Raw genomic sequence first — 23,704 nt, 5'->3', positions numbered from 1 at the left:
GATGTCTTGGAGGACAAACCTCTTCTACAGCAGCTCCGCTGCCTCGTTCACCGGCCTTGACGAACAGCCTCTACGCCTAACTGAACGGCGTTGGGGCTAGAACACGGCGTCGTAGTCGGTCCAGCTCGTGACGTCGGTCTTCACCCCGGGCTTGAACGGGGCCTTCCAGTTCCCCGTACCGGCGTAGAAGGTGACACCGCGGGCGCCGGGCACCCTGGTCACGGCGGCCATGAGGTCGGCGTGCCCGTCACCGTTGGCGTCGCCGACGCCGACGAGGTTCAGGAAGCCTCCCCAGCCGCCACCGATCGGGGTGCGGGCCGCGAGAGTGCCGTCGCCCTTGCCGAGGTACAGCCACAGGACGCCGTCCTTGTCCCGGGCGAGGAGGTCACCGGCGGGGCCTCCGGCGAGGTTCCCCACGGCGGCGAGCTCGTTGTAGACGCCCCATCCGCCGCCGACCCGCTTGGCCGCGGAGAAGGGTGCGTTGGCGTTCCCGGTGCCCGTGTAGAGCCACAGGCCTCCGGACTTGTCGGTGGCCAGGAGATCCGGCCGGCCGTCGCCGGTGACGTCGCTGCCGGCCGCCAGCCGGTCGTAGACCTGCCAGCCGCCGCCGATCCGTGTCCGGCCGGAGAGCGGCTTTCTCCGGTCGCCCGTGCCCTGGTAGAGCCAGAGGACGCCGGCCGTGTCCCGGGCGAGTACGTCGGGGTAGGTCGTTCCCGCGATGTTCCCCGCTGTCTCCAGCCGGTCGTAGGCCTGCCAGCCGAGGCCGACCTTCTCCCACGAGAGGCTCTTGACCGATCCGCCCACCGCGACGGGCCGGCTCCGGAACGTCCGCAGGAGGCCGTCGGGCTGCCGGCCGAAGAGATCGGCCGTGCCGTCGCCGTCGAAGTCGTGGGGCGCCGGGGGACGGTTCACGGTGAACCGCCCGGTGGTGACCAGTGGAGCGCCGATCCCCTCCTCCGGCTCGGCGACGATCTTCCACTCGTACTCGCCCGCACGGGCCGCGCTCAGCAGACCTTCCGGGCGCTCCAGGTCCTTGCCGTCCCAGTGCCAGGTGACCCGGCGCGGTGTCCCGTCGACGCCGTCGGCGGGGGCGGGCCATGACGTGAAGACCGACTGCCCGCTGCGGACGTGCGTCAGGCCGACCTCCACGGACGCGTCCCCCCGCGACAGGTCCCAGCTGAAGTCGACCCCGCCCGCGAGCTCCTCGGCGGAGAGCGTCTTCGGGGTCCTGGAGTCGGTGAGGGTGATGACGGTCGTCTGCCCCGTCGACGCGACCAGTTCGACGTCCGGCCGACCGCCGTCGGCGCGCGGCGAGATCCGGTAGAGGCCCTCCCCCCGCTCGGGGGTGCCGCCGCGCACCAGGAGGGTGCCGCCGGGACCGGTGACGGCGGAGGAGAACGCGGTGAGGGCGACGTGCTTCTCGCCGGTCTCGATCGACTGGAGAGTGAACGGCCGCGCCGTCGGGTGGTACCGGCCGTCGGCGGACGCGTCGATGTGGACCTGCTGCCCGGACGCCAGCCAGTCGCCGACCAGGTACGGCGGGTCGCTCACGTCGGCCGTCGGAATCCACCGCTCGCCGGGCTCACCCCGCTTGTGGACGACGAAACCGTGCCCTGACAGGCGCGACTCGCGCCAGGCCACGTGAGTGGCGGAGACGGCGCCCTGCCCTGCGTACTCGTTCTTCTCCTGGAGGTACACGGGCCTGTCGTCCGAGGCGAGATCGATGAGCATCTTGGCGGATGTCTGCGTGTCACCGATCCAGCAGGAGTAGAGCATGGACCCCATGGCGGCCCAGCCCCCCGCGTCGGAGTAGCAGTCGAGGCCGGGCCCCCCGACCAGCCACCGGACCTTCGGCGTGCCACCTTCGACCGTCGCGGCGTACTCCTTCCAGTGGCCGTCCTCCTCCCGCGAGAGCAGCAGGGTGCTGCCGGACAGGCCCGAGAGGCCGTAGCCGCCGAGGGCGTCGAGATCGACCTCCACCGGTGCCGCGGCGGCCGTGGCGGGCGTCGACAGGTCATAGACCTTCAACTGCCGGCTGGTGTAGTCGATGTCCTGATCGCCGGTGACGACGAGGTCCGTGCCGCCGCCGATGGCGTAGGCCCCGGGCAGCACGATCGACGACCCGTCCACGTACCAGGTCCAGCGGAACTCGGGCGTGCTGCCGCGCGTCTTCGACAGGAAGCCGCTCGGTCCCGCGCCGACGACGTCCGCGTCGCGCGGGAACGGCACGGCGGCCTGCTGGTCCTCCCGCGTCGCGGCGGGCGCGGCCGTGGCCGGGAGTGTGGTGAGCGTGCCGCCCGTGGCGGCGAGGACGATGGTGACGGCGACGGCCGCGAGACGGCGACCGCGCGAGCTTGTGACATACATGTTCTTGCATCCCTCCCCTGGGAAAGCGGAGGCTAGCCGACGGACGCGTTCCGGCCCGCACCGGCCTCCGTCACGCGCCCGGACGCCTCGGGAGCGTCAGGCAGAACGGGTGCCCCGCCGGGTCCAGGACGACCCGCCACCCGTCCGGACGGGGCTGGACGTCGGGCACGGTCGCGCCCCACTCCACGAGCCGGGCCACCGCCTCGTCCAGGTCGTCGACGTCGAAGTCGAGGTGCAGTTGCTGCGGCACGTCCTGGCCCGGCCAGGTCGGGGGCCGGTAGCCGTCGACGCGCTGGAAACCGAGGAACAGCCCCTCCGCTCCACGCAGCCCCGCGAACTCGCCGTCGGAGCGCTCGGCGAGCGGGAGCCCGGTGGCCCTGCTGTAGAAGTCGGCGAGGGCCATGGGGTCGGCGCAGTCGAGGGTGGCCGCCACCAGCTTCATGATCATGACCGGCAGCCTACCGCCGGGGACGTCCACACCCCGGGGCCAAGTCCCGCTACTCCTCGGGCTGTTCCCGCCGCTCCGGCTGCTCCGGCCCCGCCACCCGGCCCGTCAGCGCCGCCAGCGAGCTGCGGATGTGCTCCATGTGCGCGTGGATCTCCTCGCGCCCCTCCTCGTGCTCCCGCAGCACCCGTTCCGTCTCGCGCTCGACCCGCTCCGCCTTCATCCGCGCCTCCGCGAGCACCTCCTCCGCCCGCGCCTCCGCGTCCTCCTGGCCGTGCCTGGCCTGCTCCTCGGTCTCCGCGAGCGCCCGCCGCGCCTCCGCGAGCCGCGCGTCCGCGGCCCCGAGCAGTTCCTCGTGCCGCGCCCCCAGGTCGGCCGCCGCGGCCTCCTCCGTACGCTCGGCCTCGTCCCGTACCGCCTTCTGCTCGGCGCCCTGCTTCGCGAGGAGTTCCGCCGCGCGCCGCTCGGTCTCCTCGAAGACCTCCCGCGCCCCGGTCCGCCGCTCCTCCGCCTCGCGGCCCGCCTCCGTCGTCAGCTCCTCGGCCCGCCCCCGCGCCGCCTCCAGGCGCGCGCGGGCCGCCGCGTCCGCCGCCGCCCGAACGCCCTCCGCGTACGCCCGCGCGGACTCCGCCGCCTCCCGGCCCGCCGTGTCGGCCGCCTCGGCGAGGGACTGCGCCTCGGCCTCGGCGGCGCGTACCAGCGACTCGTCCTCCCGCTCGGCCAGCTCCAGGATCTTCCGGGCCCGGTCGCCCAGCTCCTCGTACCGCTGAGGTGCGAGCGCCGCGACGGCCTCGCGCAGCCGGGCGGCCTCGGCCTCCATCTCCCTGGCGAGGACGGTGAGCCGCGCGGCCCGCTCCCAGGCGCCGTCACGGTCCTCGGAGAGCGCGGCGAGATGGCGGTCGACCTGCTCGGGCCGGTACCCGCGCCCCCGTCCGACGGCGAAACTCATCCCTGACGCCCCTTCCCTGTGTCCCGAACGTCCAGGATGCTTCATCAGAACGGACAAAAGGCGCCCAACGTGCATACACGTCGAGCGCCTTTCATCACATTCTGTCCAGCGGCATCAGGGGAAAACCTCTGCCCCTCCACTCACAGCGGCCTCTTACAGCAGGCCGTCCCACATCTGCTCCAGGAGCACCGACCACCAGTTCTCCGGCGACGACAGCGCCGCCGGATCCAGCATGGCCAACTGCGCCTGGAAGTCGACCGTCCAGCGGCCCGCCTGCTCCGGGTTGAGCCCGAACCGCAGCCGCCACATCCGGCCCAGCAGCGCCATCGAACGCGTGAACTCCGGCAGCCCGGTGTTCACGAACTGCGGCGGCACCGACTGCCCGCCGGGACCCGCCTCCACCGGTACGGCCACGATGTGCGCGGTCCCGTACTGGACACAGAGCGCCCGGCCGAAGTCCGAACCGATCACCAGATACGAACTCGCGTCCGGCGCGGCCGGAACCTGCCGCTGCGCCGCCAGTTCGGCCAGCGTCGGCACCACGGGAACGGCGGGCTGCGCCCAGAAGAACGGCCCGAAGTCCGCGGGCAGACCCGCCCACACCAACGTCAGCGCCACCAGCTCCGGCACACCCTGCCGGGACACCGCGCGCTGGTCGAAGCGGAGAATGCCGGGGCCGAACGCCCCGGCCAGCTCCTGCGCGATCGCCTCCGGCGGCACCGGCGGAGCCGGCTGCACCGGCGGCAGCGGAGCCCGTACCGGCGCGGGCCTCGCGGGACCGTCCGCGACCTGGTGCAACTCACCCTGATGCGTGAGGAGTTGACGCATGCCCTGCTGACGGCCCGCGTGATCACGGCCGTACGGGGCGATGCTGGTGATCCGCGCCTGCGGCCAGGTCTCCCTGATCATCCGGGCGCAGTAACCGCCCGGCAGCTCACAGGACTCCAGCTCCGTGTGCAGTTCGAGCACCTGCTGCGGCGGCACGTTCATCGCGCGCAGCTCGTGCAGGATCTGCCACTCCGGGTGCGGGGTGCCCGGCGCCGAACGCCGGATGATCCGCGCCTCGGAACCGTCGGGCGCGCGGTAGCGCAACACCGCCTGGTACCCGGGGCCGACCGTCGGCTGCCCGGCGGGCTGCGGATACCCGTACGCGGGCGGTACGGCTCCGGGCGGTCCGGCCATCGGACCCGGCGCGGGCGGCGGCGTGTGGCCCCCGTGCACCGGCGGCGGACCGGGAGGGCCGGGCGGCTGCGGGGTGGAGGGACCGGCCGGACCGGGGTGCGCCAGCATCGTGGCGGCGTGCGCGACGCCGCCCGCGGGCGTACCGGGCGCACCGGGCATGCCCGGCGGCGGCGGGGGCGGCGGCGGGGCGGCGGGGCCGCCCTGGTGGGGGTGGGCGAGCATCGTGGCCGCGTGGTGCACGGGCTGCGGGGGCGTCACGGGGCCGGGGGGCGCGGGCGGGCCGGGCGGACCCGGCGGACCGGACTGCGCGGGCGGTCCCAGCGGTCCCGGCGGCGCGGGCGGGCCCGGCGGTTGGGGGCCGTCGGGCCCGAGCTGCGACACCAGCTGCGTCGGTACGTAGGCGGGGGCACCCGAAGCACCGGGGGCACCGGGGGCGCCCGGAACACCAGGGGCCGCAGGAGCACCCGAAGCACCCGGGGCTCCGGGGATGCCCGGGGCGCCCGGCGGCGGGGGCGGCGACACGGGACCGCGCCCGCTCTTCGGGGACAGCGACGCCTTGCTCGTCGCGGCGTCCGCGATGTCCCCGCCACCCGGCGCGGCCGACGGAGGCGGCGGCACACCCGGGCCGGCGAGACCGGCGGGACGCGCCGGACCGGCCTGCGCGGGCGCGGGCGGGGCGGGCGGGGCCGCCGGAGCGGCGCCCGGCGCCGGGGCGGCCGGGTCCAGGCGAGGGGCGATCGCGGTCGGGGGCAGCGCACTGCCCCCCTTCATCAGGGCGGTCGGCGCGTCCGCGCCCACCGACAGCGGCGGGGTGTCCTCGTCGTCCGTCCCCGAGAGCGCGGGAGCGAAGACGGTCGCGGGCAGCGGCACCGCCCCGTCGGCCCCACCGGAACTCGCGTTGGCGTCGGCCCAGGGACTGTCCACGGGCGCGGGCGCGGGCCGGGCCGGCGGCACGGGAGCCGGAGGCACGGGAGCCGGAGGCACGGGAGCCGGAGGCGTCTCCGCCGGAACCCCGTCCATCGCCGTGGGCTCGTACGCGACACCGGCCCCCTCCGACGCGGAGGACGAGAAGGACGAGAAGGAAGAAGAGGAGGAAGAGGAGGAAGAGGACGAGGACGACGCGACCGAAGCCGACCCCGATACCGACCCCGACGCCCCCGCGTCCGACGCGTCGTCCACCGACGCCGCCGCGCTCGCGTTCTCCTGCGACACGTTCGGCTGCTTCGGCAGCCCGATCTTGTCCGCCGCGTCCTGCAGCCACTCCGGCGGACTCAGCAGGAACGACGTCTGGTTCAGATCGATCCGGGCCGCCGGCACCGCCGCCTGGGCGGGAACGTCCTCGGCGGCCCCGTACTCCTCCTCGTAACGGCGGATGACCTCACCCACCGGCAGCCCCGGCCACAGCGTCGCCTCGCCGCTGTCCCGGGCGATCACCAGGCGCTGGCGCCCCCCGTCAGAGGTCGGACCGCCCTCGCGGTCCTCCGCCCACACCACGAACCCCAGCTCGAATTCCCGCACCCGCACCTCACGGTGCTGGTACGACGGCAGGTCGCCGTTGATCCACTCCTCGGCGCGCTCCTGCGCCTGCGCGAAGGTCACCACAGCCCACTCACTCCCCCACCGGGACGACCGGCACCGCGCGCGCGAAGCCACCGTCCACCATCAGGTTCGCCACCGTCTCCAGCTCCGGCGGATTGCCCGCGAGCCGCTGCAGAAACGCGTCGAAGTCCGTACCGCAGGGCAGCAGCAGCCGCTCCACCCGCTCGGCCACCGTCCAGCCGGCCGCCACCTCACCGGTGTCCCGCGCGTCGTCGTACGCGCAGAACCACACCGAACCGACCGCCTCGCCCCGCACCTTCAGCGCGATCAGACCGCCCTGGACGAACGCGACGCCCAGATAGTCCTTGGTCAGATGGTCACGGAGACACTTGTTGACATAGACGAGGTCGTTGACGCCCGCCTCCTCCCGGACCGTGAAGAACGGCTGGTCGACCAGCAGGCCCAGCTCCGCGTCGAGCGCGGCGCCCACCGGGGCGCACCCGCCCGCCGCCTTCAGGAAGGAGCGGTACGCCCCCGGAAGCCGGTAGCCGAGGTCCTCCTCGACGCCCTGGAGCTGCTGCTCCGACACCGACACCAGGCCCTTCGGCAGCCCGAAGTGCGCCGGCCGGGTCTCCTGCAGCGGACGCGTACCCCGCTTGTTGTGGTCGACGGCGGCCGTCGCCACCCCGCCGTGATGGCGCAGCAGGGCCTTCACCTCGACCGGGACGAGCTCCATCCGGCGGCTGCGCGCCACGTGGTGCCAGGTCCAGCCGTGCGGAGTCGCCACCGACGGGATGGTGTCCCACAGCTCATGGCCCGTGGCCGCCATCGCCGCGTTCGCCGACACGTAGTCCGTGAGCCGCAGCTCGTCGACACCGAAACCCTCGGGCGGGTCGGCGATCTCCGCCGCCGCGCGCGCGTACGGCGAGAAATCCGGGTGACCGAACTCATCCACCCGCACCCCTCTCGGGTGACGGGAAGCACGGACCGGGTCCGGGAAGTGCACGACCTGCCCGGCATAGGCCGCGTTCGGTGGCGCGGTGTCCTGCCCGAGCCGACCTGTCGTCATGGCGGTTGCCCCCTGCACTGGCGTCGCTGACTGCTACTACGCGCAGCCGCTGGCTGCTCCTGACTGATGCCGCACAGCCTATGCGCTGCCACAAGAGGCCGAACCGGCCCGATCCGACGGTGACCAAGTGTCACGACGCCATGACGGTCGCACCATGATTCCGACACACCGAAGCGGCGTTCCGCCGCCCCAGCTTCCCCATATGGCTCCCTATTTGGCAGGCTGTCCACGCAACTCGGGGGATTGCAGGAGGGGAAGACCAGCACTATGCACACAGCACCGACGCCCACACAGGGTGACCCGCGCCTCAACTGGAGCAGCAGCGCCGAATCCGGCCGCGCCCCGTTACTGCGTCACCGTCGCGACGGCATCCTCCCCACCGTCGGCGCCGCCCTCTCCGTACGCGGCGAGACCCTCACGTGCACCGCGGGCCGCGGCGACCGTCCGCCCGCCCTGCACGCGCTCGTCCAGGACTTCCTGGACACCCTCACCAGCGGCCAGCGGGAACGGTTCACCGGGCGCTGCCCCGAGGCGATCCTGCTCTCCCGGCACCTCGCCGCGACCGAGGGCGGGCGGTCCAAGCGCGCCCAGCGCAAGCCGCTGACCCACGGCGAGGCCCGCCGGTCCCTCAAACACGCCAAGCTCACGACCCGGCGCATCCGCGAGGACGGCGACCCGCTCCACGGCAGTTACGCCGCTCCCTGCCGCTCCTGTACGGCGATGCTCGCCCACTTCGGCGTCCGTGCCGTCGACCCCACCACGCCCGCAGAGAACGGCTGACCGCGCACCCATGCCCGACCACCTCAGCACCACCCGTTTCCCGGTCAACGTCGACGCCGCGCTCCGCGAGGCCGGCTGGCAGCCCGGCCGCTGGGACATCAAGCTCGCCGAGGAATGGGCCGACACCCTGCGCGCCCACACCTCCCCGGCGGGGCACCGGCACAGCGTGTTCCCGGCCGTCGTCGAGGCCTGGGCCGAGTTCGGCGGGCTGCGGATCACGGCGCCCGGGCACGGGCGGCAGATAGCGCCCGCCGCCGTCCGCTTCGACCCGCTCGCCGGACTCCACCTCTCCCGGACCCTGGCGGACCTCGGCCGCGCCCTGGACACGGAGATCGCGCCGCTCGGCGAGGAGGGCGACCACCAGGCGATCCTGGCGATGGACGCGGAGGGCCGGGTCTACAGCCTCGACCACGCGGGCGACTGGTACCTGGGCAACGACATCGACGCGGCACTGTCGACCCTGGTCACGGGGGCGCAGCCGACGCGGCTGACGGCGGGGCAGGAGTAGGCGACGGCCTCCCCCGGAGTGCTCACGGCCGGCGCGCCCCCACGTGGCTCACGGCCGGACGGGAGCACTCCGGGGGAGGCCGGCCCCGACGTGGCTCACGGCCGGCCGGGGCCCGTCGGCAGGACCGCCGAGACCTTGAAGCCGCCCGCGTCCGTCGCGCCCGACACGAACACCCCGCCGATCCGCAGGACCCGCTCCCGCATCCCCACGAGGCCGTTGCCGCCGCTCGGCAGGCCCACGCCGGCCGCCGCGGCGTCCGAGGGGCCGTTCTCCACCTGCATCGCGACCTCGGTCCCCCGGTGCGCCAGGCGCACCACTACCTCGGCGCCGACCGCGTGCTTGTGGACGTTGGTGAGGGCCTCCTGCACGACGCGGTACGCCGTCCGCTCCACCTCCGGCGGATAGGCGCGGGCCTCGCCGATCACCAGGAACTCCACGGCCGCCCCGGCCAGCCGGGACTGCTCGCACAGCGTCTCCAGGGCGTCCAGGCAGGGCCCGTCGTCGGCGGCGGCCTCGGCGGCAGCGGCGGCGGCCCGCCCCACGGCGGCCAGGGGGACGACGGCGGGCGCGGCGGGGGCGGAGCCCTCGCGGAGAACGCCCAGCATCTCGCGCAGTTCGGTCAGGGCCTGGCGCCCCATGTCACCGACGAGGGCGGCGTTGCGTACGGCCTTCTGGGGGTCTTTCAGCGCGACCGCCTGGAGGGCCGCCGCGTGCACCACCATCAGGGACACCCGGTGGGCGACGACGTCGTGCATCTCGCGGGCGATCCGGGTCCGCTCCTCCTGACGCGCCCACTGGGCGCGCTGCTCGGCGCGGTCGGCGAGCAGGGACAGCTCCTGCTCCAGACTGTCGGCGCGCTCCCGGAGGCTTTCCATGAGGCGGCGGCGGGCACCTATGTAGAGGCCGAAGAGCAGGGGCGGGGCGTTGAGGCCGAGCGTCATGAAGACGGCGACGACGGGGACGTACCAGCCGCTGGGGTCGATGTCGGGCTGTCCGACGTCGGCCTGGGCGACGTCCTGGCGCATCCGCACCACGGTCACGACGAACACGGCGAGCGTCGACATGCCGGCGAGCAGGGCGGTGATCCGCCGGGGCACCTCGGAGGCGGCGAGCGAGTAGAGCCCGACGATCCCCATGAGGAAGCCCATCTCGGCGGGCGCGACGGCGATCGACACGAGGACGACCACGATCGGCCACCGGCGCCGGAAGAGCAGCACGGACCCGACGAGCAGCCCGAAGAGCACGCCCACGGGCACGGGCAGCGCGGCTTTACCGGCGAACCCGATCCCTTCGAGCGCGCACTCGAACGCGGACAGCAGAGCGAGCCCGACATCGAGCACGACGCTCCGCCGTCTCCCCCACCACCACCACTTCCCGACGCCCTCGGCGTCCCGATCTGCCCCCGTTGTGGTCATACCCACCACCCTACGGGCGTCCCCCGGCGTCAACGCGGCATACACCAGTCCCTCGAACTGTTGAATCGCCCAGATTTTCGACCCGGACGTCCGCATTCCGGACGATGGTGTTGGCATGACATCCGCCACCGGCAAGTACGCGGACTTCGAAGAACTGCGCGAGCAGGCGATCGCGCTCCGCCGCGAGGGGCTCAGCCGCCGCCAGATCCGGGACCGCATCCACGTCGACAACAACGACCTCCTCAACCGCCTCCTGGAAGGAGAGCCCCCGCCCACCTGGACCAAGCGCCCCAACGCCAAAGACGACCTCCGCGCCCGCGCCCGGGAGCTACGCCTCCAGGGCATGACCTACGACGGGATCCAGGTCGAGCTGGGCTGCTCGAAGAGCTCGATCTCGCTCTGGGTACGGGACCTCCCGAAGCCGGAGCGGAAGCGGAGCCGGGAGGAGGCGTCCGCGATCGCCAGGCGGGGCTGGGAGCCGACCCTGAGCCGTCGCGAGGAGGAGCGCCGGGCGACCAAGCGACTCGCCGCCGCCGACATCGGCGACTTGTCGGACCGTGAACTCTTCCTGTTGGGCGTGGGCCTCTACTGGGCCGAGGGCACGAAGGACAAGCCGCACGCCCGCAGGGAACGGGTGACGTTCGTGAACAGCGACCCCGGGATGATCCGGGTCTTCACCGCCTGGCTCGACCTCCTGGGCATCGAGCCCGAGCGGCGGAGGTACTACGTGATGATCCACGAGACCGCCGACACGGCCGTGGCCGAGAAGCACTGGGGCGACCTCATCGGTGCCGAGGCTTCGAGGTTCGGAAAGACGACCCTCAAGCGCCACAACCCCCGGACCAACCGCAAGAACGTGAGCGACGGCTACCACGGCTGCCTCGCGATCCAAATCCTCGGGAGCGCCGATCTGTACCGTCGCATCGAGGGGGCCTGGTGCGGCATAGTAGGGGCCGTCCGGACTCCCCAGGCAGGGAATTGGACATAAAGGGCGAACGATCCCGGATCGTCTAACGGCAGGACAAATGGTTTTGGTCCATTGAATGAGGGTTCGATTCCTTCTCCGGGAGCCCACGTCTGCGGGTCCTGACCTCCACGGTCAGGACCCGCACTCATGTCCGCCCCCTTGCCCCCCGGTATCCTTCGTGCGTCCACCACCCAAAGCCGAAGGGCAATCCCGTGAGCGCCAACCGCCCGGCAGCCGTCGTCGTCCTCGCAGCGGGTGAGGGCACCCGCATGAAGTCGAAGACCCCCAAGGTCCTGCACGAGATCGCCGGACGGTCGCTCGTCGGGCACGTCGTGTCCGCCGCGCGGGAGCTGGAGCCCGAGCACCTCGTCGTGGTCGTCGGGCACGCCCGTGAGCAGGTGAAGGGTCATCTGGAGGCGCATTACGCCGGGACCCGGACCGCCGTCCAGGAGGAGCAGAACGGCACCGGGCACGCGGTGCGGACGGCCCTGGAGGAGCTCGGGCAGACGCCCGACGGGACCGTGGTCGTCGTCTGCGGCGACACGCCACTGCTGTCCGGGGAGACCCTGCGGGCGCTGGCCGGCACGCACGCCGCCGACGGCAACGCCGTCACCGTGCTGAGCGCCGAGGTCCCCGACTCCACCGGCTACGGGCGGATCGTCCGCGACGCCTCCGGCGCGGTCACCGAGATCGTCGAGCACAAGGACGCCACCGACGGGCAGCGCGCCATCCGCGAGATCAACTCCGGTGTGTTCGCCTTCGACGGGCAGCTGCTCGCGGACGCCCTCGGCAAGGTGCGGACGGACAACAGCCAGGGCGAGGAGTACCTCACCGACGTGCTGAGCATCCTGCGTGAGGCCGGGCACCGCGTCGGCGCCTCCGTGGCGGCCGACCACCGCGAGATCCTCGGCATCAACAACCGCGTGCAGCTCGCCGAGGCCCGCGCCCTGCTGAACCAGCGCCTGATCGAGCGGGCGATGCTCGCGGGCGTGACGGTCGTCGACCCGGCGAGCGTTTTCGTGGACGTCACCGTGACCTTCGAGCCGGACGCGGTGATCCTGCCGGGTACCCAGCTCCTGGGCGCGACCCACATCGGCGAGGACGCCGAGGTCGGCCCGAACACCCGCCTCAAGGACACCCGCGTCGGTAAGGGCGCCCGGGTGGACAACACTGTGGCGGACTCGGCCGTGATCGGCGACAGCGCCTCCGTGGGCCCCTTCGCGTACCTCCGTCCGGGCACGAACCTCGGTACGAAGTCCAAGGCCGGCACGTACGTCGAGATGAAGAACGCGACGATCGGCGAGGGCACCAAGGTCCCCCACCTGTCGTACGTGGGCGACGCGACGATCGGCGAGTACTCGAACATCGGCGCCGCCAGCGTCTTCGTGAACTACGACGGCGAGGCGAAGCACCACACCACGATCGGGTCCCACTGCCGGACCGGTTCGGACAACATGTTTGTGGCTCCCATCACGATCGGGGACGGCGCCTACACCGCCGCCGGGTCCGTGATCACGAAGGACGTGCCGGCCGGCTCGCTCGCCGTGGCCCGGGGCCAGCAGCGGAATATCGAGGGTTGGGTGGCCAGGAAGCGGCCCGGAAGCGCCGCCGCGCAGGCCGCCCAGGCCGCGACCGAGGACTCCGCCGGCGAGAGCTGACCGGAAACAGGTACGTCGAACTCGGCGTACCGTGATACGTGCACACAAATTCGGCTGGCTCGCACACGCGCACGACAGCTCGTGGAACGCGGCCAGACAACACGTCTGAGGAGACAGTGCTGTGACCGGGATCAAGACGACCGGCGAGAAGAAGCTGATGCTCTTCTCCGGCCGCGCCCACCCCGAGCTGGCCGAGGAGGTCGCGCACCAGCTGGGCGTCGGTCTCGTTCCCACCAAGGCGTTCGACTTCGCCAACGGTGAGATCTACGTCCGCTTCCAGGAGTCGGCCCGCGGCGCGGACTGCTTCCTGATCCAGAGCCACACGGCTCCGATCAACAAGTGGATCATGGAACAGCTGATCATGATCGATGCGCTGAAGCGGGCCTCGGCCCGGAGCATCACCGTGATCATCCCGTCGTACGGCTACGCCCGTCAGGACAAGAAGCACCGCGGCCGCGAGCCGATCTCGGCGCGTCTGGTCGCGGACCTGCTGAAGACGGCGGGCGCCGACCGCATCCTGACGGTCGACCTGCACACGGACCAGATCCAGGGCTTCTTCGACGGCCCGGTCGACCACCTGTCGGCGCTGCCGGTCCTCGCGGACTACGTGGGCGCCAAGGTCGACCGCGCCAAGCTGACGATCGTCTCCCCGGACGCGGGCCGCGTGCGGGTCGCCGACCGCTGGTGCGACCGCCTGGACGCCCCCCTCGCGATCGTCCACAAGCGCCGTGACAAGGACGTCGCCAACCAGGTCACCGTGCACGAGGTCGTCGGTGACGTGAAGGGCCGCGTCTGCGTCCTGGTGGACGACATGGTCGACACCGGTGGCACGATCTGCGCCGCCGCCGACGCCCTGTTCGCGCACGGTGCGGAGGACGTCATCGTGACGGCCACCCACGGCATCCTGTCGGGCCCGGCCGCGGACCGCCTCAAGAACTCCAAGGTCAGCGAGTTCGTGTTCACGGACACGCTGCCGGTTCCGGGCGCCCTGGAGCTGGACAAGATCACGGTGCTCTCGATCGCGCCGACGATCGCGCGCGCGGTGCGCGAGGTGTTCGAGGACGGTTCGGTGACGAGCCTCTTCGAGGAGCACTGAGCCCCGGCGCCACAGCAGACATGAGGGCCGCTTCCCCGTTCGGGGGAGCGGCCCTCGGTCGTGTTTGAGTGATCGAATTGGGTGGTAGGGCGGTCGGCCGGTAGACTGCCGTAGTTGCTCGGCGAGGGAGGCCGTACCCGTACGGATGTACAGGGTCACGGCGGTCCGTTATCGACGCGCTCTTCGTAGCAGGCCATCGCCAGTCGTGGCCGGGTGACCCAGGTTTTTTCGTCACCTTTCTACGAGGAGTGCACCATGTCCGAGGTCAAGCTCGCCGCTGCCGTCCGTACCGAGTTCGGCAAGGGCGCCGCCCGTGCGATCCGCCGCAACAACCAGGTTCCCGCGGTCGTCTACGGCCACGGCTCCGAGCCGGCGCACGTGACCCTCCCGGCCCACGACCTTGCCCTGGCGCTGCGCACGCCGAACGTCCTGCTCGCCCTGGACGTGGACGGCAAGAGCGAGCTGGCGATCCCGAAGGCGATCCAGCGCGACGCGATCAAGGGCTTCCTGGTCCACGTCGACCTGCTGCTCGTCAAGCGCGGCGAGAAGGTCACGGTCGAGATCCCGGTCCAGGCCGAGGGTGAGCTCGCCGCCGGCGGCAACCTGCTGGAGCACGTGCTGAGCACCCTCTCCATCGAGGCCGAGGCCACCCACCTCCCCGAGGCCGTCACGGTCTCCGTCGAGGGCCTGGAGGCCGGTGCCTCCATCCTCGCCAAGGACATCACCCTGCCGAAGGGCGCCACCCTGGTGACCGACGCCGACGCCGTCGTCCTCCAGATCCTGGGCGCGCAGGCCGAGGAGCCGGCCGCCGAGGCCGAGGCCACCGAGGGTGCCGAGGCCTGAGCCGTAGGCTCTGCCTGACGTGACGGGGTGACGGGCCACACGGCCCGTCACCCCGTTTCCCTTGTACGGGTACGGAAGTACGCACGCGCGTGGACGGACACGAGGAGACCTGACGCAGATGACGGACGACGCGAACGCCCCCTGGCTGATCGTCGGCCTCGGCAACCCCGGGCCCGAGTACGCGGCCAACCGGCACAACATCGGCTTCATGACGGTGGACCTGCTCGCCGAGCGGATGCGCGGTTCGTTCAAGCGGGCGCAGAAGGCGCAGGCGCAGGTCGTCGAGGGTCGGATGGGCCCGCCAGGACCCGCGAGCCGCCGGGTGATCCTCGCGAAGCCGATGTCGTACATGAACCTGTCCGGCGGTCCGGTGACGGCGCTGCGGGACTTCTACAAGGTGCCGACGGCGAACATCGTGGCGATCCATGACGAGCTGGACATCGACTACGGGGTGCTGCGGCTGAAGATCGGCGGCGGGGACAACGGGCACAACGGCCTGAAGTCGATGACGAAGTCGATGGGTCCCGAGTACCACCGGGTACGGTGCGGGATCGGGCGTCCGCCGGGCCGGATGCAGGTGGCGGACTTCGTCCTGAAGGACTTCTCAGCGACGGAGCGCAAGGACCTGGACTGGTTCGTGGACCGGGCGGCGGACTCGGTGGAGTGCCTGGTGGCGGAGGGCCTGGAGCGGGCCCAGTCGGCGTACAACTCGTAGGACCCTGGCGGTCGGAACGTACGACTGTACGATCGCGGGTCATGACGCACGTCCGTAACGCCGCCATGGCGCTGGTCGCCCTCCTTCTCCTCGTCGCGGGCGGGTGGGCCTCCTGGAACTCGGCCCAGCACGTCCTGCTCGGCAAGGGGCGGGAGCACGGGACGCTGACCGTGACGGGCTGTACGGAGGAGATGTGCAGCGGCCGTTTCGCCCCGGACGATCCGTCATCGACGCGACGGACGCTGACGATCGAGCGTTCGGTGGCGGCGGAGCGGGGCGTGACGATCCCGGTGGTCGTGAAGCCGGGCACGGACGAGGGCGTACGGACGGGCTGGGGCGGCGGTCTGCACGCGTGGCTGCCGTTGGGCGGGGCGCTGCTGCTCGCGGCGCCGCTGATCGGCGGGGGGCTGCGGCTGCCGAGGACGGCGTGGTCGATGGCGGTTGCGGGTGGGGCGGTTCTGCTGGCGGCGTTCTTCGCGCTCTGAGGTGTTCTGGCCTATTTCCATGGGTTTCCTGGCGCAATCGTTATGGACCTCTGGCTTAAGGCCCACTTAAAGCGACGGATAGGCTGCCCCCGCCACCTCCCACGGCATACCTCATCCCACAGATGGACGACTGCACATGCGACGTTCCCTCATACCCGCCGCCGCGCTCGTCGCGGCCATGGCGGGCTCTCTCGCTCTGGCCCCGGTGGCGTTCGCGTCCAACGGCCCCAAGGGCGACAACGGCACGGTCAAGATCCACGATGCGAAGACCGGCGAGGAGATCAAGGCCAACGAGCCGAAGGTCTGCGCGTTCTACCTCGACGCGTTCAACTTCGACGCCCAGCAGAAGGCGAACTGGCGCATCGAGGCCTGGGCGAACAACGACCAGGAAAAGGGCACCGAGGTCGAGAAGGGCTCCATCACCCTCGACGCGAAGGGTCACGGGCGCACCGAGGACCTGAAGCTCGCCGACGGCCAGTACAAGCTGTTCTGGAACTTCGACGGCGAGAACGGCAAGGCCAAGCACAAGGTCTTCAAGGTCGACTGCCCGGACGAGACCCCCGGCACGGAGACCCCCGGCACCCCCGGCACGGAGACGCCCGGCACCCCCGGTACGGAGACGCCCGGCACCCCGGGTACCGAGACCCCCGGCACCCCCGGTACGGAGACGCCCGGCACCCCCGGTACCGAGACCCCCGGCACGGAGACCCCCGGCACCCCCGGCACGGAGACCCCCGGTACCGAGACCCCGGCCCCGTCCGAGACCCCCGGTGGCACCGAGTCCCCGTCCGCGACCACCCCCGCGGGTGAGACCGGCGGCAACGGTGGCACCGGCGGCAAGGACGGCAACCTGGCCGAGACCGGCTCCAGCGCCCCCGTCGGCATCCTCGCCGCCGCGGCGCTCGCCCTCGCGGCTGCCGGTGCGTTCCTGGTGACGCGTCGTCGTAAGGCGCAGCAGCACTGACGTACCCCCGTCATGACGGAAGCCCCCGCCGGAGTCCGGCGGGGGCTTCTGCCGTGCGGGCGGGGTGTCAGCCGGTGTTGCGCAGGCCGGCCGCCACGCCGTTGACGGTGAGGAGCAGGGCCCGCGCGAGCAGCGGGTCGGGCTCCGCGCCGGCCTCCGCGTCCGCGCGCTGGCGGGCCAGCAGGGAGACCTGGAGGTAGGAGATCGGGTCCAGGTAGGCGTCGCGGATGGCGAAGGTCTGCTGGAGGACCGGGTTGGAGTCGAGCAGCTTCTCGCCGCCGGTTACCTTGAGGACCTCGGCGACGGTCAGCGCGTGCTCGGCCTCGATGGCGTCGAAGACGTGCCGGAGGTCGTCGGGGACCAGGGTGTCGACGTAGTGGCGGGCGATCCGCAGGTCGGTCTTCGCGAGCGTCATCTCGACGTTGGCGAGGAAGTTGCGGAAGAAGTGCCAGTGCTCGTACATCTCGCCGAGGACCGGGTCGAGACCGGCCTCGCGGAGCGCCTTGAGGCCGGAGCCGACGCCGAACCAGCCGGGGACGATCTGGCGGGACTGGGTCCAGCCGAACACCCAGGGGATGGCGCGGAGTCCGTCGAGGCCGGCGCCGGAGTCGGGGCGGCGCGAGGGGCGCGAGCCCAGGTGGAGGTCGGCGAGCTGGTCGACGGGGGTGGCCGCGAAGAAGTACGCGGGGAGGTCCGGGTCCTCGACGAGCGTGCGGTACGCGGTGTGGGCGGCGTCCGAGACGGTGTCCATGGCCGCGTCCCAGCGGGCGAGGGCCTCGTCGGACTGGCGCGGCGCGGTGTGCAGGGCGGAGGCCTGCAGGGTGGCGGCGACGGTCAGTTCGAGGTTCTCGCGGGCGAGGGACGGGATCAGGTACTTGTCGGAGATGACCTCGCCCTGCTCGGTCACCTTGATCTCGCCCTCCAGGGTGCCCCAGGGCTGGGCGAGGATCGCGTCGTGCGAGGGGCCGCCGCCGCGGCCGACGGTGCCGCCGCGGCCGTGGAAGAGGCGCAGGCGCACGCCGTAGCGGTGGGCGACGTCGCGCAGTCGGCGCTGGGCGCGGTGGATCTCCCACTGGGAGGTGGTGATGCCGCCGAACTTGGAGGAGTCGGAGTAGCCGAGCATGACCTCCTGGACGTCGCCGCGGAGCGAGACGAGGCGCCGGTAGGAGGGGTCGGCGAGCATGCCGTCGAGGATGACGTCGGCGGCCTTGAGCTCGTCGGTGGTCTCCAGGAGGGGCACGATGCCGATCTTGGCCCAGCCGCCGTGGAGGTCGATGAGTCCGGCCTCGCGGGCGAGGACGGCGGCGGCGAAGACGTCGTCGGCGCCCTGGCACATCGAGATGATGTACGACTCGATGACCTCGGGGCCGAAGCGCTCGAAGGCCTCCTTGACGGTGTGGAAGACGCCGAGGGTCTTCTGCCCGGCCGCGTCGAGCGGGGCGGGGGTGGGCGCCAGCGGGCGGCGCGAGCGCAGCTCCTTGGCGAGCAGCTTCTGCCGGTAGTCGCGCGGCATGTCGGCGTACCGCCACGACTCCTCGCCGAGGCGGTCGAAGAGCTGGCCGAGGGCGTGGTGGTGGGCGTCGGCGTGCTCGCGTACGTCCATCGTGGCGAGCTGGAGGCCGAAGGCCGAGAGGGTGCGGATGGTGCGGTCCATCCGGCCGTCGGCGAAGAGCCCGCCGCGGTGCTCGCGCAGCGAGGTCTGGATCAGGGTGAGGTCGTGGACCAGCTCGGCGGTGCCGAGGTAGTCGCGGCCGTCCTGGTGGGGGGTGCCGGAGGCGAGGCGCTCGCGGGTGTTGAGGAGCTTCTGCCGGATGCAGGTGGCCTTGAGCCGGTAGGGCTCCTCGGCGTTGAGGCGCTTGTAGCGGGGGCTGATCTCCGGGAGGAGTTCCAGGTCGCGCTGGAGGGAGTCCAGGAGTTCCTGGGTGGCTCCGGTGTAGCGGATGGAGTTGGAGAGGAGTCCGCGGAGGTAGTCGACGAGTTCGAGGGCGTCGGTGATGCCGTGCTCGTGCTGGAGGATCAGCACGTCCCTGGTCACCTGGGGGGTGACGTTGGGGTTGCCGTCGCGGTCGCCGCCGATCCAGGTGCCGAAGGTGAGCGGCCGGGTGCCGGCGGGCAGTTCGACGCCGACGCGCTCCAGCTCGGCGGCGAGGTCCTCCAGGACGTCGCCCACGGCGTTGGCGTGCAGTTCGTCGAGGTAGTAGATGGCGTTGCGCGCCTCGTCGGCGGGCTCGGGGCGGACCACCCGGAGTTCGTCGGTCTGCCAGATGAGGTCGATGTTCTCGGCGAGCCTCAGGTCGTGGCGACGCCGGTCGGCCTCGATGACCGGGGTCTCCAGGAGGACGGCGATCCGGCGCAGCTTGTTGAGGACGGAACGGCGGGCGGCTTCGGTGGGGTGCGCGGTGAAGACGGGCCGTACGTTGAGGTTCTTGACCGTCGCGCGGACGTGCTCGGGATCGCCGTCCTTGAGCATGTCGGCGGTGCGGGCGAGGAGGCTGCCCTCGGCGGCGCGCTTCTCGCGCATCTCGCGGCCCCGGTGGACCTGCTCGGTGACGTTCGCGAGGTGGAAGTAGGTGGAGAAGGCGCGTACGAGCTTGGCGGCTGTCTCCAGCTCGACGCCGCTCAGCAGCTCGGCGGCGGCCTCTCCGTCCTCGCGGGTGAGGCTGCGGACCCGCTCGACGAGGTCGAGGAGTTCGTGGCCCTCCTGGCGGACGAGGGTCTCGCCCAGCAGGTCGCCCAGTCGGCGGATGTCGGCGCGCAGCTCGGCGCTGGCGGTGGGGGTCTGGTCGGCACTGCTCACAGGTGCGGCTCCTTGCAGTGTTTGAGCACGTCTGGAGGGTTCTGGAGGCTTGCGGACCGCGCTGTCCGACGCACACAGGATAGGTGTCCGTCTTCCCGGCGACGGCCCTGCCCCTGTTGTGCCCTCTTGCCGCGCGCCCCGGCGCTGCCATACTTACGACGCCGTAGGTTACGGAAGCGTAGCCACGGCCGTGTTCTCGCATGTTTTCTTCTCTTTTCCCCCACCCTCACCCTCACCCCCCAGGGGACATCCATGACCACGAGCCCCGAGGTGACCTCACCCGAGGCACCCGAGCTGTCCGACGGCGCCCCTGTCCTGCCCTCCGCCACGCTCGGCGGGGACAGCAAGGGTTCGGTCGAGCAGATCGCGCTCCTGCTGTTCATCACGGTGCCCTTCGTGGCGCTGCTCGCGGCGGTGCCGCTGGCCTGGGGCTGGGGGGTCAGCTGGCTGGATCTCGGGCTGATGGTGGCGATGTACTTCATCGGCTGCCACGGGATCACGATCGGTTTCCACCGCTACTTCACGCACGGTTCCTTCAAGGCGAGGCGGCCGCTGCGGATCGCGCTGGCGATCATGGGGTCGCTCGCGGTGGAGGGTCCGCTGGTGCGATGGGTGGCGGACCACCGCAAGCACCACAAGTTCTCGGACGCGGAGGGCGACCCGCACTCGCCGTGGCGGTTCGGCGAGACGCTCCCGGCCTTGATGAAGGGCCTGTGGTGGGCGCACATCGGGTGGATGTTCGACGAGGAGCGGACTCCGCAGCACAAGTACGCCCCCGATCTGATCAAGGACCCGGCGCTCCGGGCGATCTCCCGCCAGTTCGTGCTGTGGACGGTGCTGTCGCTGGCGATCCCGCCGCTGGTGGGCGGTCTGGTCACGATGTCGTGGTGGGGTGCGTTCACCGCGTTCTTCTGGGGCTCGCTGGTACGGGTGGCGCTGCTGCACCACGTGACCTGGTCGATCAACTCGATCTGCCACGCGGTGGGCAAGCGTCCGTTCAAGTCGCGGGACCGCTCGGGCAACGTGTGGTGGCTGGCGGTGCTGTCCTGTGGTGAGTCCTGGCACAACCTGCACCACGCTGACCCGACCTCGGCGCGGCACGGGGTGCTGCGCGGGCAGGTCGACTCCAGTGCGCGGCTGATCCGCTGGTTCGAGCTGGCGGGCTGGGCGTCCGATGTGCGCTGGCCGGCGAAGGCCCGCATCGAAGCCCGGCGCCAGAGCGCGTCCGCAGACGCGGCATGATGGAAGACGTGGCGATCGACGGCAGGACCAGTGGCACCGGCAGCGGCGAGCAGAAGCCCCGGCGTGGGCGCCGGGTGCGGATGACGGGCGCGGAGCGCCGGGAACAGCTGCTGGACATCGGCCGCACGCTCTTCGCCGAGAAGGGCTTCGAGGGCACGTCGGTGGAGGAGATCGCGGCGAAGGCCGGGGTCTCCAAGCCGGTGGTGTACGAGCACTTCGGCGGCAAGGAGGGGCTGTACGCGGTGGTCGTCGACCGGGAGATGCGGCAGCTCCTGGACGGGGTGACGGGGGCGCTGACGGCGGGGCATCCGCGGGAGCTCCTGGAGCAGGCGGCGTTCGCGCTGCTCGATTACATCGAGAACTACACGGACGGTTTCCGGATTCTCGTACGGGACTCCCCGGTGGCGCAGTCGACGGGCACGTTCGCGTCGCTGATCAGCGACATCGCCACGCAGGTGGAGGACATCCTGGGCCTGGAGTTCAAGGCCCGCGGCTTCGACCCGAAGCTGGCGCCGCTGTACGCGCAGGCGCTGGTGGGCAGTGTGGCGCTGACGGGTCAGTGGTGGCTGGACGTCCGGAAGCCGAAGAAGGCGGAGGTCGCGGCGCATCTGGTGAACCTGGCGTGGCACGGCCTGGACGGTCTGGAGCCGAAGCCGCGGTTGATTGGGCACCGGAAGAACTGACCGGGGGCGGGGCAGGGCGCCGAACACGAGGGATCGGGCGCGGACGGGAGATCCGACCGGACGGTCGGATTCGGCCGGGTAAACATCTGGCGCCCGGCCCTCCCATGAGTAGACTCGCCTTACACATCCGGGGGGGTGTTCCGACCGTCCGACGAGGTCGTCTCCGCGTGCATTCCGTCATGCGCTGACGCCGTTCGACGCCTGTTCGAACCCCCCTGTGTGGTTCTGTCGAACCTCTGATCCCTGGGGGGGATCTCTTTTGTTCTTCATGCGTTCCAAGCGTGCCCGTCACCTCGTCGGCTGCACCGCTCTCGCCCTCTCCGCGGGCATGATCCTCGCGGGTCCCGCCTCGGCCGACACCCCGGCCCCGCACGCGGCCGTCGAGAAGCCCTCGCAGACGCCCGCCGCGCCGTCGAAGCGGGCCGTCCCGCAGGCCGACACCGCTCGTTCCGCCGGGATCGCCGGCGTCACGGCGGAGCGTCCGCCGTCCCGCTCGGACCTCGACGGTGACGGCAAGAGCGACATGGTGCTGCGCATCAACGGCACCCTGCAGACGGCGACGACGAACTCCTCGGGCAGCGAGTTCAGCCGTGGCGACGGCGACACCGCCTTCGTCACGGACATCATCCCGATCGGCGACCAGGACCTGAACGGCAGCCGCCCGGAGATCCTGACGCTCTCGAAGTACGGCCGGCTGAGCCTGTACGGCGACTCCACCGCGTCCTACGGCACCTTCCGCTGGTCCGGTGCGGGCTGGCAGGTCTACAACAAGCTCTTCTCGCCCGGCGACCTCAGCGGCGACGGCCGCGCCGACGTGCTGGCCCGTACGCCCGCGGGCGAGCTGTGGGCCTACGTCTCCACCGGCACCCCGGGCGCCCCGTTCCACGCGCCCAAGAAGATCGGCAACGGCTGGCAGGCCTACGACCAGCTGATCGGCCTCGGCGACAGCGACGGCGACGGCCGGGGCGACTTCCTCGCCCGTACGCCCTCCGGCTCGCTCTTCTACTACGGCAGCACCGGCAGCCCGTACACGGTGAAGCCCGGCAAGCTGGTCGGCCAGGGCTGGCAGCAGTACAACCAGATCATCGGCATCGACGACGACAACGCCAACGGGGTCCCCGACGTCCTCGCGCGCGGGACCGACGGCACGCTGTGGGAGTACTACGGCACCGGCAAGGGCTACTACACCACCCGCCAGAAGGTCGGCTCGACCGGCGCCTGGGCCGGGGTGGACCAGTTCTCCGGCACGGGCAGCCTCCCGGCGCACGGCAAGGAGGGCATGGTCGCCCGCGACAAGGCCGGCACGCTCTACTGGTACGACGCGCTGAACAACGGCCGGCTCGCGGCCCGCGTCAAGATCAGCGACGACGGCGGCTGGGCCGGCTCGACGATCTACGAGGTCAACTCGCTGGGCCGGAACTCGGTATCCGACACGCTGGAGATCTACCAGGGCCACCTGTACGGCAACCAGAAGGACTTCGGCGGCGGCTGGGGCTCGATCAACCTGATCGCCGGACCCGGCGACCTGAACGGCGACGGCAGCGGCGACTTCGTCGCCCGGGACCGCGACGGCGTCCTGTGGCTGTACCGCAGCAACATCGAGGGCACCGCCCTGCACGCCCGCGTCAAGATCGGCGGCGGCTGGAACGCGTTCGACCGGATCGTCGGTTCGGGCGACTTCAGCGGCGACGGTCGGAACGACCTCGTGGCGCGTGCCAAGGACGGCAACCTGTACCTGTACCAGGGCACCGGTCAGGCCGGCACCCCGTTCAAGAGCCCCATCAAGATCGGCGGCGGCTGGAACGCGTACCCGAAGATCGAGGCGCCCGGTGACATCACCGGCGACGGCAAGGCCGACCTGCTCGCGGTGAACTCGGGCGGCGAGCTGTTCCGCTACTCCGGCACCGGCTCGGCGGGCTCCCCGTTCAAGACGCGCGCCTCCATCGGCACCGGCTACCAGACCTACAACGGCCTGTACTAGTCCTACCGCGCACCCCGTG

General features: G+C 71.8%; 19 protein-coding genes and 1 tRNA gene. 13 read left to right on the top strand and 7 right to left on the bottom strand.

Going from position 1 to position 23,704, the window contains the following annotated elements; genetic code table 11:
- Positions 1-96 precede the first annotated feature (96 nt).
- From ABT154_RS27310 to ABT154_RS27290, 5 genes are all read right to left on the bottom strand, one after another.
- Positions 97-2,367, bottom strand: a complete 2,271-nt coding sequence (locus ABT154_RS27310; RefSeq protein ID WP_351860025.1) for an FG-GAP repeat domain-containing protein — start codon at positions 2,365-2,367, stop codon at positions 97-99.
- 70 nt (positions 2,368-2,437) lie between these two features.
- Positions 2,438-2,815, bottom strand: a complete 378-nt coding sequence (locus ABT154_RS27305; protein ID WP_351860024.1) for a VOC family protein — start codon at positions 2,813-2,815, stop codon at positions 2,438-2,440.
- Between the two features lie 49 nt (positions 2,816-2,864).
- Entirely contained in the window at positions 2,865-3,761 is an 897-nt protein-coding gene (locus ABT154_RS27300; RefSeq protein ID WP_351860022.1) for a coiled-coil domain-containing protein, read from the bottom strand.
- A 153-nt stretch (positions 3,762-3,914) separates the two neighbouring features.
- Positions 3,915-6,545 carry an SUKH-4 family immunity protein gene (locus ABT154_RS27295; RefSeq protein ID WP_351860021.1) on the bottom strand — a complete coding sequence of 877 codons (2,631 nt, stop codon included), beginning with the start codon at positions 6,543-6,545 and terminating at the stop codon, positions 3,915-3,917.
- Positions 6,546-6,552: 7 nt separating this feature from the next.
- The gene (locus tag ABT154_RS27290) at positions 6,553-7,551 is read right to left on the bottom strand and encodes an SMI1/KNR4 family protein (protein ID WP_351860019.1); all 999 of its coding nucleotides are present in this window, start codon (positions 7,549-7,551) and stop codon (positions 6,553-6,555) included.
- A 267-nt stretch (positions 7,552-7,818) separates the two neighbouring features.
- Between ABT154_RS27290 and ABT154_RS27285 the strand changes: the two genes are divergently transcribed.
- Together ABT154_RS27285 and ABT154_RS27280 are read left to right on the top strand one after the other, a co-directional pair.
- Complete coding sequence (locus tag ABT154_RS27285; RefSeq protein ID WP_351860017.1) at positions 7,819-8,331, top strand: YwqJ-related putative deaminase; 513 nt, start codon at positions 7,819-7,821, stop codon at positions 8,329-8,331.
- Positions 8,332-8,341: 10 nt separating this feature from the next.
- Positions 8,342-8,839, top strand: coding sequence for an SUKH-3 domain-containing protein (locus tag ABT154_RS27280; protein ID WP_351860015.1), 498 nt, complete (start codon positions 8,342-8,344; stop codon positions 8,837-8,839).
- Between the two features lie 95 nt (positions 8,840-8,934).
- On the opposite strand, the gene ABT154_RS27275 is transcribed toward ABT154_RS27280, so the two are convergent.
- Positions 8,935-10,254, bottom strand: coding sequence for a sensor histidine kinase (locus ABT154_RS27275; RefSeq protein WP_351860013.1), 1,320 nt, complete (start codon positions 10,252-10,254; stop codon positions 8,935-8,937).
- Positions 10,255-10,369: 115 nt separating this feature from the next.
- Here ABT154_RS27275 and ABT154_RS27270 point away from each other — a divergent pair, with 115 nt between their 5' ends.
- The 8 genes from ABT154_RS27270 to ABT154_RS27235 all read left to right on the top strand — a co-directional run bounded on the left by ABT154_RS27270 (position 10,370) and on the right by ABT154_RS27235 (position 16,982).
- Entirely contained in the window at positions 10,370-11,242 is an 873-nt protein-coding gene (locus ABT154_RS27270; RefSeq protein WP_351860011.1) for a hypothetical protein, read from the top strand.
- A gap of 11 nt (positions 11,243-11,253) precedes the next feature.
- Positions 11,254-11,324, top strand: a tRNA-Gln gene (locus tag ABT154_RS27265).
- Positions 11,325-11,433: 109 nt separating this feature from the next.
- The gene (glmU, locus tag ABT154_RS27260) at positions 11,434-12,879 is read left to right on the top strand and encodes a bifunctional UDP-N-acetylglucosamine diphosphorylase/glucosamine-1-phosphate N-acetyltransferase GlmU (protein ID WP_351860009.1); all 1,446 of its coding nucleotides are present in this window, start codon (positions 11,434-11,436) and stop codon (positions 12,877-12,879) included.
- 121 nt (positions 12,880-13,000) lie between these two features.
- A complete protein-coding gene (locus tag ABT154_RS27255; RefSeq protein WP_141302919.1) occupies positions 13,001-13,975 on the top strand; it encodes a ribose-phosphate diphosphokinase in 975 nt (324 codons plus the stop codon).
- 255 nt (positions 13,976-14,230) lie between these two features.
- Positions 14,231-14,818 (top strand): 50S ribosomal protein L25/general stress protein Ctc, encoded by a 588-nt coding sequence (locus ABT154_RS27250; RefSeq protein WP_351860006.1) that lies wholly within the window; start codon positions 14,231-14,233, stop codon positions 14,816-14,818.
- Positions 14,819-14,936: 118 nt separating this feature from the next.
- Positions 14,937-15,533, top strand: coding sequence for an aminoacyl-tRNA hydrolase (gene pth / locus ABT154_RS27245; RefSeq protein ID WP_317874570.1), 597 nt, complete (start codon positions 14,937-14,939; stop codon positions 15,531-15,533).
- 41 nt (positions 15,534-15,574) lie between these two features.
- Positions 15,575-16,018, top strand: a complete 444-nt coding sequence (locus ABT154_RS27240; protein WP_351860004.1) for a hypothetical protein — start codon at positions 15,575-15,577, stop codon at positions 16,016-16,018.
- A gap of 136 nt (positions 16,019-16,154) precedes the next feature.
- Positions 16,155-16,982 carry an LAVTG motif-containing sortase-dependent surface protein gene (locus tag ABT154_RS27235; protein WP_351860002.1) on the top strand — a complete coding sequence of 276 codons (828 nt, stop codon included), beginning with the start codon at positions 16,155-16,157 and terminating at the stop codon, positions 16,980-16,982.
- Between the two features lie 67 nt (positions 16,983-17,049).
- Here the strand turns inward: ABT154_RS27235 and ppc are convergent, their stop codons facing one another.
- Positions 17,050-19,779, bottom strand: coding sequence for a phosphoenolpyruvate carboxylase (gene ppc, locus ABT154_RS27230; RefSeq protein ID WP_351860000.1), 2,730 nt, complete (start codon positions 19,777-19,779; stop codon positions 17,050-17,052).
- A gap of 252 nt (positions 19,780-20,031) precedes the next feature.
- On the opposite strand from ppc, the gene ABT154_RS27225 reads away from it, so the two are divergent.
- The 3 genes from ABT154_RS27225 (at position 20,032) to ABT154_RS27215 (ending at position 23,685) form a co-directional block, all read left to right on the top strand.
- A complete protein-coding gene (locus tag ABT154_RS27225; RefSeq protein ID WP_351859998.1) occupies positions 20,032-21,021 on the top strand; it encodes an acyl-CoA desaturase in 990 nt (329 codons plus the stop codon).
- Entirely contained in the window at positions 21,021-21,704 is a 684-nt protein-coding gene (locus ABT154_RS27220; protein ID WP_030315379.1) for a TetR/AcrR family transcriptional regulator, read from the top strand. The genes ABT154_RS27225 and ABT154_RS27220 overlap by 1 nt, the downstream gene beginning before the upstream one ends.
- Positions 21,705-21,972: 268 nt before the next feature.
- Positions 21,973-23,685, top strand: coding sequence for an FG-GAP repeat domain-containing protein (locus tag ABT154_RS27215; RefSeq protein WP_351859996.1), 1,713 nt, complete (start codon positions 21,973-21,975; stop codon positions 23,683-23,685).
- Positions 23,686-23,704: the final 19 nt, after the last annotated feature.

Origin of the sequence: Streptomyces sp. NPDC001728 (assembly GCF_040297565.1) — a bacterium.
Lineage (GTDB): Bacteria > Actinomycetota > Actinomycetes > Streptomycetales > Streptomycetaceae > Streptomyces.
The sequence above is the reverse complement of the archived record's forward strand: the minus strand, read 5'-3'. Positions and strand labels throughout refer to the sequence as shown.